The 13,379-nt window shown below is 31.7% G+C and carries 11 protein-coding genes; 1 reads left to right on the top strand and 10 read right to left on the bottom strand.

Annotation, left to right across the window (positions count from 1 at the left end; genetic code table 11):
* Positions 1 to 33 precede the first annotated feature (33 nt).
* Positions 34 to 273: a helix-turn-helix domain-containing protein gene (locus N7277_RS11475; protein ID WP_274779666.1), complete on the top strand. Its 240-nt coding sequence runs from the start codon at positions 34 to 36 to the stop codon at positions 271 to 273.
* Between the two features lie 96 nt (positions 274 to 369).
* On the opposite strand, the gene N7277_RS11480 is transcribed toward N7277_RS11475, so the two are convergent.
* The 10 genes from N7277_RS11480 to N7277_RS11520 all read right to left on the bottom strand — a co-directional run bounded on the left by N7277_RS11480 (position 370) and on the right by N7277_RS11520 (position 13,354).
* Positions 370 to 1,335: a phage/plasmid replication domain-containing protein gene (locus N7277_RS11480; protein ID WP_274779667.1), complete on the bottom strand. Its 966-nt coding sequence runs from the start codon at positions 1,333 to 1,335 to the stop codon at positions 370 to 372.
* A gap of 158 nt (positions 1,336 to 1,493) precedes the next feature.
* A complete protein-coding gene (locus N7277_RS11485) occupies positions 1,494 to 1,790 on the bottom strand; it encodes a helix-turn-helix transcriptional regulator (RefSeq protein WP_274779668.1) in 297 nt (98 codons plus the stop codon).
* Between the two features lies 1 nt (position 1,791).
* Positions 1,792 to 2,016 (bottom strand): tyrosine-type recombinase/integrase, encoded by a 225-nt coding sequence (locus N7277_RS11970; protein WP_446715143.1) that lies wholly within the window; start codon positions 2,014 to 2,016, stop codon positions 1,792 to 1,794.
* A 24-nt stretch (positions 2,017 to 2,040) separates the two neighbouring features.
* Positions 2,041 to 2,856, bottom strand: a complete 816-nt coding sequence (locus N7277_RS11490; protein WP_274779669.1) for a site-specific integrase — start codon at positions 2,854 to 2,856, stop codon at positions 2,041 to 2,043.
* A 230-nt stretch (positions 2,857 to 3,086) separates the two neighbouring features.
* The gene (locus N7277_RS11495; protein ID WP_274779670.1) at positions 3,087 to 8,267 is read right to left on the bottom strand and encodes a helicase-related protein; all 5,181 of its coding nucleotides are present in this window, start codon (positions 8,265 to 8,267) and stop codon (positions 3,087 to 3,089) included.
* Entirely contained in the window at positions 8,260 to 8,937 is a 678-nt protein-coding gene (locus N7277_RS11500; protein ID WP_274779671.1) for a hypothetical protein, read from the bottom strand. Before N7277_RS11500 ends, N7277_RS11495 begins: the two co-directional genes overlap by 8 nt.
* 66 nt (positions 8,938 to 9,003) lie before the next feature.
* On the bottom strand, positions 9,004 to 9,756 hold the full coding sequence (locus tag N7277_RS11505; protein ID WP_274779672.1) for a DUF6449 domain-containing protein: 753 nt from the start codon (positions 9,754 to 9,756) through the stop codon (positions 9,004 to 9,006).
* Positions 9,757 to 9,810: 54 nt separating this feature from the next.
* Positions 9,811 to 10,533 (bottom strand): hypothetical protein, encoded by a 723-nt coding sequence (locus tag N7277_RS11510; RefSeq protein WP_274779673.1) that lies wholly within the window; start codon positions 10,531 to 10,533, stop codon positions 9,811 to 9,813.
* Positions 10,523 to 11,362, bottom strand: a complete 840-nt coding sequence (locus tag N7277_RS11515; protein ID WP_274779674.1) for a M23 family metallopeptidase — start codon at positions 11,360 to 11,362, stop codon at positions 10,523 to 10,525. The genes N7277_RS11510 and N7277_RS11515 overlap by 11 nt, the downstream gene beginning before the upstream one ends.
* Positions 11,363 to 13,354: a type IV secretion system DNA-binding domain-containing protein gene (locus N7277_RS11520; RefSeq protein ID WP_274779675.1), complete on the bottom strand. Its 1,992-nt coding sequence runs from the start codon at positions 13,352 to 13,354 to the stop codon at positions 11,363 to 11,365. It lies immediately after the preceding gene.
* Between the last annotated feature and the right edge of the window lie 25 nt (positions 13,355 to 13,379).

Here is a 13,379-nt window from a genome sequence, read left to right on the forward strand (position 1 = left end):
CCGCTTATTCAGGAATTTTACAACTGCTTATCTATGACTAAGAATAAAAAGACAAAAATAGAGCAGATTGTAATAGACAAAATCAAAGAAATTCGTTTATCAAAAGGATTTTCTCAGGATGATATTTCGGTCTTTCTAAACACCTCAAGAGGCTTCATTGGTCAAATAGAAAGTCCGAAATATCCTTCAAAGTATAATTTGAATCACCTCAACACTCTAGCAAAAGAGTTTGATTGTTCAATTAAAGATTTCTTTCCCGACAAGCCGATTTAGCAGTTTTTTCTTTTGAATTTGCTTGTTTCAAGGAATAAGACAAGCAAAAACGCACAGTGTCTATCTTGATTTCAAATATCAACAGGTTATTATTTTTTACATTTTATATACTTGTTTCAAACCTTCGACATACATCACTTTCATTTTATGAATCAATTCCTTAATGTTGTTTTGATACTTAAAACCTTTCATTTCAAAGACTGCTTCACGAAGTTGACTTAGTTTGACTGATTTAGCTTTTGATGCGATACAATTGTTTTCTACACCTTTACTTAATAAAAATTCCAGTTGCTCCCATCCTAATTTTGAGACAAGATATTTTTTCATTAAAATATTAAATCCTCCAAGACCTTTGATTTTTACAGGATATGCGAGAATCATTTTCTTCTCAATTTCCAAGAACATTTCAAACCAGTGTTTTAAAAGTAATTTACAAAAATCGGCTTGATATAAATCTTTGACTCTAATATCCTTTTTCTTTAATACACGTTGTAATCTCTCTTGAATTTGAAGTTCAACTCTCATCATATTTTTGCTTTTAAAAAGTGATGAAAATTGGTCATCAATCAATTTGCATTTTTTAATAGATTCAGAGAATTTGTCATAAAACAAATAGATAACTCTTATACTATTTCCATAATATCTCAATGTGGTTTTGTGTTCCATAACTCTTTGATGATATCTCAGATGTCCCAATTCAGGGAAATAATCAGTAACTTTTTCGTTGAGGATTAAATTACATCCCACATCAATTCGGCTGATTTTGGCATTATCTAAATTGACGCCACCTAATTCCTCAGAAAGTTTATTGAGTGCAAATTTCAATTGTCTCCAATCATAATTTTCAATATTATTACCATTAGCAAATTTGGCGATACTTCCTTCAATGACAATTTGCTCATCGTAGAAGTATATAGCCATATTTCTCAACATTCCTGTCGGCTTTATTCTCCCCGCAAACATTTTTTTGTTGATTGGTTTTAAATTCGGGACAATTTTTGATTTTAAATCCAATAAATCATAAAATTGATTATAAAGGCGAAGTTTGATAGTATCTAACATAAGTCAAATATTTTTTTCGTTGAAATCCATTTCCTGCTATTCTATTGTTATTCCTTTTTTTAGGTATTTAATCCGCTTTCTATAAGAAATAGCAGAAAATGGGTGTTGTTTTTTTAAATTTTATTATTCTGGTTTTGAAGTTTCCTTTTTTAGGAAATTTATTTAAATTTTTCTCGCAGGATTTTTGACTTTAGTTTTGCTTCCTCTTCAATTTCATAATACGCCTTAATCCTGTTTGAAGTTATCCACTCATCAATTTCCTCCCTTTTAAAGAAAATCTTTTTACCTCCTGGTGTCTTGTAGTGAGGAATTTTCCGAGTGCTTGTCATTTTGTATATATAAGATTTCTCAAACCCTGTATATGCAGTTAGTTCATCAACATCAAGTATTGGTTTTAAGCCAAGTACTAAGTCTCTTATTTCTGTTATCGTATCGATAAATGTTGTCCTTTTCATATTAGTTCAATAAAATATTAGGAAGTTTGCTAATTGCATTGGTTTTAGAAAGTTCAGCCGTTCTAACATAGATTTGAGTTTGCCTTAAATCTTTATGACCTAAAAGTGCTGATACGGTATTAATACCAACATCTTCATAAACTAATGATGTAGCAAATGTATGTCTTGCACAATGCCAAGTGATGTGTTTATTTATTCCAGCACTCTCTACCCACTTTTTTAAGATTTTTAAACAACCAGTATGAGTAGGCTAATTAAAAACTAAAGATTTATCAGTTTTTTTCTCTCTAAGTAGTTTTATAGCATTTGAATGAAGGGGCATTACCAGTTTTTCTTTTGTTTTCAATTGTACTATTGATAAAACATCATCATTGCTGATATTATTCCATTTCAACACTTTTATATCACAAAACCTAAGACCAGTTAGACAACTGAAAAGGAAAGCACGATATACATTCAAGTTGCTACACTCAGTTCCCGAGAGTGTTAAGATTTCATCCAGTGTTAAGATATCTTTCTCAGTTGAAATCCCTTTTGAGTTTCTAAATTGTGCGGCAGGATTACTTTTAAAATGTTTTGCAATTGTTGCTTCTTTTAAAACTCTTTTAAATTTCTTAAAATAATTAAACGGACTGCTACCATTCAAATTACCATTTAAATAGTCCTTAAAAGAAATCAAGAAATTTTCAGTAATCTCAGAACAAGGCAACTTTTTCTTGTTAGTAAATGATTTCAGTTTGAGAAGCATTGAATGATAGGCTCTTGTTTCACTAAAGGGTGCTTTTCTTTCAATAAATTCTTGGCAATATTCAAAGAAATCTTTTTCTGTCTCATATCCTTTTTGTAAAAGATTATCAGAATAGATTTCGTCAAGTTCAATTGTTGCGATAATTTTTTTAATCGTTTCCTTTCTTTCACGATTGATTTCCCTTTCCATCGGAGTTTTTGGATTTTTAATCAATCTGATATCAAGCATTTTTTTTCTACGAGACCCATTTTTATGGATGTCTAACTGGATTCCTACGAGATTGTTTTTCAAATCAATCTCTCTGCATTTAATTGTCATTTTATTTTTTATTTTTTGGTTATGCATTTACAGTAACTTCCCTGCACATCGATTTTCGGAATTTTCGATATCATTTTTATCAGGTTTTTGATATTTTTCAAATCAGTACGAAAACGTTACGAAAACGCTATGGTGACGAGGTCAAGTAAAAGAAACTAAAATCAAATAAAATTGTATCTTAGCAGAAAGAAGAAAATAATTAAGTTCGGAATTTTTGTGAGGGGCTAAACCTACCTGCTTCTTTTTAAAGAAATAGTTTGTTCTTCAGGTGAACATTTTTGTTTATTTGAAAATGTATTGTGCCCCCTCATCATATCTAGACTCTTTTTATCTTCAAAATCTGACTTTCTAAAAAGACTATAGTTTTCCGTTTCCTGTTCTTTCAAATAATTCTTAATCTCATAAGTCTTTAGTTGTTCCTCTTTTTCTAATCTATATTTAGCAACCAATTCCTCTCGAACATTAGGCAACTCCTCCAACTTTTTATCCAATTCTTCAATTTTATTTTCGGTTGCTACTTTTTTACTTTCAATTTCAGAAACATTAACCCCTTTTTGCAATAAATGCTCCATTTCCTCTTGTACTTTTTCTTTAGCCAAATGAATTGACTTTTGATAAAAAGGAAGCTGGCTTCTCCAATAATTGGCATTTTCTCCCTCTTCTTTAGAATAACCAAGAATCCTGTTATAATTATTCTGAGTTTTAGTAACTTCTTCTTGTACCTTTAAAAAATCCTGATGTTTTCTTAAAACAAAAGCAATATCTGCAAGGTGCTTATTTTTTTCACTTTCTATCCTTTTCTTCATCAGTTCAATTTCAATATTAGCTCTGGTTTCAGGATTAGTGATGATGGCTGTTTTTAGCTCTTGTGTACTGATGTCAGAAACATCCAAAACATCTGCACCTTTTTTCATCGCTTCCAAATATCTTGCTTGTTTAGATTGCAATTTTTGAAGCATAAAAACATCAATACTATCATTAGTCAACATAAAATTGATTCGTACATTTTCATTTCTATTTCCTTGTCGCCAAGCTCGTCCTTCAACTTGTCGTAAAGAAGTGAAATTATAAGGCAAAGAAAGCATATAAATATCCGTTGTATTCTCTTGAAGATTCATTCCTTCCTGAATAGCCTCACTTCCAATCACTACCTTTATTTTTCCAGTATTAAAATCATTTTGAATAGCAATTCTTTGATTTTTATTTGTTGCTCCCGTGATAATTCCAATTTCTTCTGGTTTGTAACCAATTTCTTGAATGAGATATTCTTTGAGTTTTGGAAATTCCGCTACTGCCAATTCAGAATAAATAATTTGTCCAGATTCAGGAATATCTTTTTTATTCTGCTGGATTAAATCCATCGTTTGCTTCAACTTTGGAGAATTTTCAATAAACTCTTTTAATGAAGAATTTTTGCCATCATAGTAAGGTGATAAATATGGAGAAATTGCAATCAGACGTGCATTAAGAATATGTGTAAGAATTGCCCCTTTTTGAGTTTCATTAAAACTTTCATTGAGTAATTCATATTGTTCTTTGGTTAAATCATTCTGCTCAATTTTATATTCTTTATTGATTTTATTGGGGCGTTTTAATTCTGGATTGTCTTCTTCTCCTTTAATGTCTATAAATTCAGATAGAAGTTGTTGAAACAAAGAATTATTCTTAAACCTTCGGACATTAGCTTTAAATTTCACATCACCTTTTGCATCAATCTCCATATCATTGTCTGCCTCCATAAAGGTTTCAAAGAAAGTATTCACATTAAAATATCCTGATTCTTCAAGTCGTTTATTGGCAATTAATGAAAGGATTGAGTAATATTCTAAAGGTTTATTGGTAAAAGGCGTTGCTGAAAGAAGAGTAACATTTCTGCAATCGTTTTTATCTTGAATGTATTGTGCAGCCATCCAAGTATTGATTCCCAACTTTGAAGTTTGTTGATTTTGGCTTCTGAAGTCTGAAGCAAATCTGCGGTCTTCGATTTTAACTTTTCCAACAATATGATTGGCGTTGTGAACTTCATCATAAGTGAGATGATCAAAACCAAAATCTTCCCAATCATAGATTTTCCCACGTTTCATCTTTCCCTCTGTTTCCTTAACTTTTTCGAGTTCCTTTTGAAAATCTCTTTCACTGATGGAGTTTACACTTTTTAATTCGTTTTCAGAAATGTAGGAAAATTTGGAAGCCAGATTTTGAGTTATGCTTTCAGAAAAACCAATATTATTAAACCCTTCATAAGTCACGATGGTAATTTCACCGTCCTTGTTATCGAACTTTGACAAATCATAATCCTTTCCGAGATTTCCTAAAACATTCACTTTTGCATTCGGAATGGTTTCAAAAATGGTTTCCACCCATTGTTTCAAAATACTATCATTGGGCACAACAATGATTGGTCTTTTAGCATTTCCTCTTTCCATAGCTTCATGCATTGAAAGAATACCAGACAATGTTTTCCCAAAGCCAACCTCGTGCGCCAAAAGCCCTACTCCTTTGGTGGTTTGTCGTCCAATTCCAGCTTTTTGGACTTCGGTTAGTTTTAATTCTTTTCCTTTGAAATTTTGATGAATTTTTGAGAATAGTGGAAATTTAGAATAATCCGGAACATGTATATTGTTGTAATTTCTATTAAATTCTTTCACGAAACGATTTCTAATAACATCGTTTAATTCTTCCCGAACAAATTTGTAAAACAAATCATTCGCAGCAGCTTTTCTTCTTTCTCTGACCAAAGCATTTCTTTCTTTATCACTTCCAGTGACTGTTTCATTATTTACAAAACTTCGCACTTCCCAAGCCGATGAACCCGCAAAAGCCTCACTGGATAAAGTCCCAACAAAATCTTTGAATTTTTCCGCAAGATTGTAATTTTCTGTAATGGATTCCATTTGTCTTGTATTCGGATTCCATCGATCTTTATCTATTATCCCTAAATCAAATTTATGTACAAACTCGTGATTAGGACTGATGAAAATTTCGTCTAAAGATTTTGGTTTGGGGAGTACACTTTCTAATAAAGATTTTTGTTTTTCATATTGATTTATCATTTCTCCATTGGCATTTTTAACCGAAAAATCATTTTCAAGTTGTTCTAATTTTTTATAGATATTCCCTTCAGCATAATAAAAATCATGAACCCATTTACCATCAATATAATTTGCAAAACGAGAATGTTTTTCATGATTATTGAGTGTTCCATCATAAGAGGTATCTCTAAAAGCTTCAATTTGTTCTTTGGTAATATCAGAACTATTTTGTAAAGAAGTATTGACGATTTCATCTCGTTTGGAAAACTGATATTTTAAAATTCCTTTCTTGAGTTCAGGTTTGGTTTGAATTTTATACTCATTCTCCTTTTTGTTATTGTGAATAGAAATTATTCTATCACTTTTTTCAATAATCTCTTTTAAATTTTCTTCTGAAAACAAAGTCGGTTTTGCTATTAAGTCTTCGAGAAATCTTTCATATTTTCTTATCTCTGAAACAATTGTAGGCGATTTAAATTTGATATTATTGAGTTGAGAAAGTACCGTTTCAATTTTAACTTGAGCTAAATCAAACACTTTTTCGATGGATTGCTTTTCATTCTCTGTTTTAGTTTCAATTTTTGTTTCAAATTTTTCATCAATTTTTTGTTCGGTATTTTCTAAAAATAAATCTTCGAAAAGATTTCCAATTCTTGCGGTTTCCTTTTTGTTTTTAAAATTTTGAATTTTTGATAAAGCCTCTTCTAAACTTCCATGAACATAATTTTCTAAACGTCCGAAACGATTAGTTTTTTCCCTTATTTCTCCTAAAATCCTTGAAGGATTAACTTCAAAATAGTTCGAAATATCAGTAGAAATTTTATGAATACTTTTTTTGAGAATAATAATATCCGTTCCTATTTGAGTTCCTGCAAAAGCTCCGTTTGGCAAACGAAAACCTTCTACGATATTCGCATTTTGCAAATCCTTTTGTCTATTCAGCCAACCTGAAGGAAGCACCATAGCCAAAATCCCATCTGCTCTTAAAGAATCTAAAGAACGTTTTACAAAATAATCTTCGTATTTTGAAATTTTGGACTCTTCCCCCAAACCTTTATATAAGCCGCGATGTTCACCATAAGGAGGGTTTCCAATTACTAAGTCATAAAGTAAATATTCTTCTTTTTTAATTCCTTTTTCATCAATAAATTCGGTTTCAAATGAACGAAGATTAATATCTGCTTCGGGATGCAGAATTTTTGCAATTTTTGCCGTAGTTTCGTTGATTTCAAAAGCAGTAATAATAGATTTTAGTGCTAAATCCTTTGTAGCATAAAGAAAATTACCCGTTCCAACACTTGGTTCTAAAACTGAAATTTCTTTTTGATTAATAATTTGACCTCTGATTAAATTTCGAACTGTATTTACGATTTTATCGTCGGTGTAATATTCGTCTAAAATCCCTCTGCCTTCCTTTGTAGTTCCACCACTTTTGAACTGGTTACAAATTTCTTTTAAATCCTCAGTGATTTTGAGATTTTCTTTCAGAAAAACTTTTTGATTATTAGAAACAAAACAAGCTACAGAAACTACTTCTGCAACTTGTTCATTGGTCAGTTTCTGACCTTTATATTTTGATATGAGTAAGTCTAATTCCTCATTATTTGTAGAATTAGGACTTAATGTTTTTTCTGTTCTAGGGGATACAGTTCTCCTGGATATGATTCCTCCCAAGGAATTTTCTCTTCTTTCATTTTTTTCATCATCATTTTGTTGTGGACCACCATCGTATCCTCTTTCTCTTTCTCGTTCTCTGTCTCCGACCAAATGCTTCCAGATTGTGTCTGCAAGTCCATTTCCAGCATCGTTGCTGCCCAATCTTTGTCCGATTGAGTGATTTTCGATTTGTTCGGATTGGCTGTTTTTGCTAAGTTTTCCAATATCTCTTCCAATAGATTTGGATCCCAAGTGCTGAGTATTGGAAATTCCTTCGGATCTAGCGTTATCTCTTTCATTTTGTGCTTTTTTTAGTTCGACTAAAGTAACATTTTTATCATTAGATTGAAGTTTATTTTTTAAATATTCCTCCAAATTATGATTGGCATTTTCAGAAATCCCATACAATGTTCTGATATCCTTAATATTTTTGTTTTTAAATTCCTTGAGAATGTTAAGTGTATGCATACTTCCTGTTCTATCCCCCTCCAGACAAAGAAATATTTTACCTTCATAGTTTTGAAATCGATCAATAAATCTTTTAGAATATTCATCGGCATTGAGTGTTACGAGAGTTCTATTGTTGCTTTGATTATTCAACTTCAAAAGTGCCAAAAATGATTCTTTGTCTTTATGATTTTTAAAGACAATCAACTCGTTTTTAGTTCCCTGTTCAACGGAGATATCATCAAAAAAAGGATTCAAAATTTCTTTATCACTCACTTTTTCGGTTTTTTACAAAGTGGTTAAACTCAAAAATTTCTTTTGCTGTATCATCCCAATTTTTTCTGGGAATTAATTGAAGGGATACAAAGATGTCGTTCTTTTTATCGTATGAGTCTATCCTTTCAATTCTACCATTATAATCTTTACCAACTTCTTTGTATATTGAATAGGGCAAAATGGTATCAGTTGGATAAATGTAATATCGGGTATAATTCCAAGGCGAATTGATTTCAAAACGTTTGTATTTTTTTTTGAATAGTATGGTGTCATTTAATTTCCTACGGTTTCTGTAATTGAGAAGTGTAGCTTTTGTAAAAACAGCTCCTACAGTTTTGGCATATACTGAAGTAGGTTTTTGCTGTTTTTGTATTTCCGAAAAAACTGATGAAGTATTATTATTTAAATTGTAGTAAACAGTATCTTTTATGAAATAAATGTCTGTTATTATTTCTGGAAATTCTTTATCAGAAACTAATTCTATAAGTGAATCATTTTGATAGTTGAGTCTAGAAATATGGAAGGTTTGCATTTTGTTTAATCCTTTGGAAGCATCAAAATAAACGTTGGAAATGATGTCGATACCTCCATTTTCTGCCTTTATTTCTTTGTGACAAGAATTCAAAACAAAAAGCAGAAGAAAAAATGGGAATGTTAATTTTTTTTTCATTTTTTATAGATTAAAAAAACGGCAAATCTGAAGACCTACCGCTATTAAATTAGTTTAAGGAATTATTTATCGCTTTATGCTTTGCTCCTTCACATTGTTTTTTTCGTGTTTATTGTCTTGTTCGATACCTTCCAAGGGTTTATTAGTATTGATTCTATTCATATCAGAATCATAGAGTTTGAGATTTCTGTTTTGAGGATTAAGTATAGCTTTTCCTTCAATAACCTTTTCATCCTGCTCAAACTTCACCTTAACAATATTTCCCTTTTCCAAAGATTTAATAGTATTTTCTTTATACTCAGGCTTATCAAAAATAAGGTTGGATTTTTCTACAATCTTTTCGGTCTCAACACCATAATTTTTATAAAAATTTTGAAATAGATAGTTTCCTTTTTCTGTCTTAGGCTCTTCAAAATTTAACTGTACAAAAGCAATTTCCTTCTGCTCACTTTTAGGGTTATAAAACTCAATTTTCACACTTCTTCCTTCCAAAAGATTAATAGCTTCTTTTGCGGTAAAGGTATTTTCTCGGTTCACAGGGAAATTATGAGAAATCTCCTCATTCTTTTCGTTCGTCAATTTTGCGTTGTACGAATTAAGAAAAATACCTCCACTATCTGTTTTGTTGAATTTCAAAGTAAAATCTGCCTTATTTCCAGATAATGCTTTGTCAGAAGTCGTCTTGATTTCAAATTGTTGATTTTTGGATTTGATACCTTTTTCTAAATCTTTGTGGAGTTTCTCTCCTTCTCCAAAACCAAGGTATTTTAATTGATTTTTTAGATACTCTACCTGGTCGAATTCTTTCTGTGTTTCCATAATGTTTGGGGTTTGATTGTTATTGATTAATATTCTAATGATAAATTTTTTGATCTATCTTCTAAATTTTCGTGATTTTTCTTGTTCTTCCGACTGTAGCTCTTCTTGTTCCTCGCGATTTCGGTTGGAATCTTCATACATATCTTTGTCATTTACATTCAGCTGAAGCTTAGAATTATTTTCTTTTGCAATTTGTTTTTCATCTAGCGTAATACTATTCACAGTATCAATTTCTCGAGAAACAATATTCAAATCGCTTGTAATTTTCTTAGCGATTTCTGGATATAACCCTATTTTTTCTTGTAAAAAACTTTTTAATTTTTCTAGCTCCAACTTATATTGATTGATTTCTTCTTGATTTTTTCTTTCCGAAACGATTTTGGTAAGTTCAGGAGCATTCTTGATCAAATCAATTTCTTTTATGGTATTTGTTTCCTTGTCAAAAACAAATGCCTGTTTTGAAAATCCCAATTGAGCAGAATGCCTATTATCATTAACATAGTATTGTGATCTTGTTTCAGAATACTGAATTTTTTCTTTACTCTTATCCAGTATTTCTGATAGGTTTTTATCTCTTTCCAAAAAAATAACTTTTAGCTTAGTGTTATTTTCGGTGAGTTGAAAAGTAGCCCTGTTGTTTTCGTTGTCAGCAACAATAGTATATCCTTGTAGGAATTTCTGAATATCATCTGCTTTTAGTTTTGTTGAGAATGATAAGTCTTCATTAATTATCCCGAACTTTTTTAGTTCTTCGGTTGGTAAATTTTCATTTTGCATAATTGGTAGTTATTAATTGGTTTACTTTTATAAGGTCATTTAAAAAATGAGTAGGATTGATGTTTTTTCCGAATTCTTTCACAGAAAAGTGCAAATGCGGTCCAGTTGAATTTCCAGAACTTCCGCTTTTAGCGATGATAAAACCAGCTTTTACAAACTCTCCGACACTATAATAAATTTCTGAAAGATGGAGATAGGCAGTCTCAAAACGGTCAAAGTGTTTAATTTTTATGTAATTTCCACCACCATTACTGTCCCATCCTGTTTCAGTGACTTTCCCGTCCAGAACCGAATAGACATTTTCGTAATTCGCAATCAAGTCAATTCCATTATGAAATTTAGATGCTCCAAAAATCGGATGAGTCCTTATTCCATAAGGTGATGTGACAGAGATTTCACTATTTAATGGCATTACAATTTTTAAATAATTCATATCTCGTGCTTCATTTACCAAACTGTATTGAGACAATTGATTATTATTATTTTTAATTTGATCGAGCATTTTAGTTTGAGCTACTAAAATCAAGGAATCCTGTGATTTTTTGAACTTCCATTTTTTGTTGTTAGCGGATGAATTCTCTTTAAGTAATGTTTGCAGAGAGTCGAGTTCTTTTTTCAAGTCGGCTTTTGAGGTACTGTGAAAAAAATCCTTCCACGACTTTTTCTCTTTTTTTGGCTTCGGATTGTCCGCTTCTTTTACTTGCTCTATTACTTTTGGAGTTTCCGATTTCTTCGGCAGTGTAGGTGTCAGCGTATTGAACTGCCCGAAAACTGTTATCTGAAAAGACAATATTAACACTGCTATAAAATATTTTTCTATGGTTTTCATTTATGCTGTTTTTATATGTTCATTGACAATGAGTTCCACTTCTTTATTGATTTTTCTGAAATTGGTCATCAGAACTTCTTCTTTACGGTTGTTTCCAGCTTTGTCTATAAATGAATAGTAAACTGGCATCGGAATGTAGTTTTGTTCTTCTTGTTTAATGGCTTTCATATCCAAGTTGATTTTTCCATTAATTGCTGATGTTTTGTATTCATCGGTATCATTTTCTTCTCCTTGAGCTATCATTCCTACCATTTCTCCTGTTCTTAATGCTGCAATTTTTCCCGCAGGAATCATAAAGTCCATCTTTTCATTAATGCTAGTTGTTGTTCCTTGCTGTGAAATAGATTGGGAAAACGATTTCTGTTTGATTTTTCCAAAGAGTTTCTCTAACCAATCGAGTGTATTTTTATCTCTTGCCGAACCAGAAAGAATATTCCCAACAATGGCAGAAATAGTATCTGCGACTTCTTTTTTGTAAAACTGACGAAGCTGTGGTATTTCTTGCAATCCTAATAATACTGCAACTCTGTTGCTTCTTGCGGTGGCTACCACATTGTCGATTTTATGAATGTAAATAGTAGGAAACTCATCGGCGATAATTCCTCCTGGTAAATTATGTTTGGAATTGACCAAACGTAAAGTTCTGTTCAGAACTGCAGAATACAGCGCCGAATTAATATCCTGTGTTCCTGGATCGGAAGCGAGAATTAGAATGGACGGATTTTCTCTGTCTGTTATTTTCAATTCGACTTCATCTCCTGAAAAAACCCAAAAACTTTCTTTAGTCGCTAATCTTGAAAGAAATATTTTTAATGTTCCTATTTGTCCTTCCAATTGGTCAAACGCTTTATTATCATAGGCTGTTTTGAATGGTGAAAGCAAGGAACCAATCTCTTCATTGGTAAATAATGTATCGAAAATTTCTTGATAGCTGCGATTCATAAAAGAAAGAATATGGGGCAAATCTGAATATTTTCCGTTCTCTAGTTTTGCAAAAAAATAAATGCAGGAAGCCAAAAAGTTGATAGCAGATTGGGTGAAAAATGCTTCAGAGCCTCCTCCCGAACTTGAACCTCCTTTTTGCAAAGATGACACCATTGATTCTGCCATTTCCTGGGCTTCCGCCAAAGTTTGGATGTATTTTTTATGAAATGGATTGACTCTCCTTGATTTTTCGACTTCATTTAAGTTAATTACATGAAAGCTGTAATTATAATCCGAATCTTTGCTTTTTTTCAGCAGGTAATGGTAGTATGCAATCTGTGCCAAATCGGGAAATTTAAAATCATAAATGCAAAGACAAAAACCTTTGGCAATCATCTGTCGGATAGCTGGATTAATCACGCCGAAAGATTTTCCAGAGCCAGGTGTTCCAATCACCATTGTTCCACGAAAAGGATTCAGATTAATCCAACCTTTATTGCTTTTTCCTTTGTATCTAAATAAATAAGGAATGTTGATATTAGTATCTGACTTTATCAGTTCCTGATTTTGGTCAAAAGATTCTTCCTCGACGTTCCATCGGTCTTTTCCCATCTTTTGCTGCATCAATTTTGAAATGCTGTCAGCTCCCATCTGAAGAATGACTGCTCCCAAAAATGAAAGAATTGCATATATGACCTGATAGAGATTAAAGCCTGGAAATATTTTGGGGAGTTTTACATTTCCAGCTTCATTCTGCACAATCAGAGATGAAAAAATCATGATTAATCCTAATACCATTGGAACCACAATCTCTGTAGAAATATTTAAGTCTTTCTTTTTTTTGGCTTTCGTTCCAACAGCTACCAATCCTATCAAAATCAATGTGGCAAACTTGGCATTGATAGGAGGGTAAATAAAACTCAGCTTTGAGAAGTTTTTCAATAAATAGGATACAACTGGAATATTGGCATGAAGATAAAAAAGCGATGCACAATCTAATGCCACGACAGCATACACTGCCTTCTGTAGGAAACCGTAAATCTTGATTTGATGTTGTTGCTCTTGCATTTCTTGAATTAAAAAATTAAGGGAA

The organism is Cloacibacterium sp. TD35 (genome assembly GCF_028864635.1).
GTDB lineage: Bacteria > Bacteroidota > Bacteroidia > Flavobacteriales > Weeksellaceae > Cloacibacterium.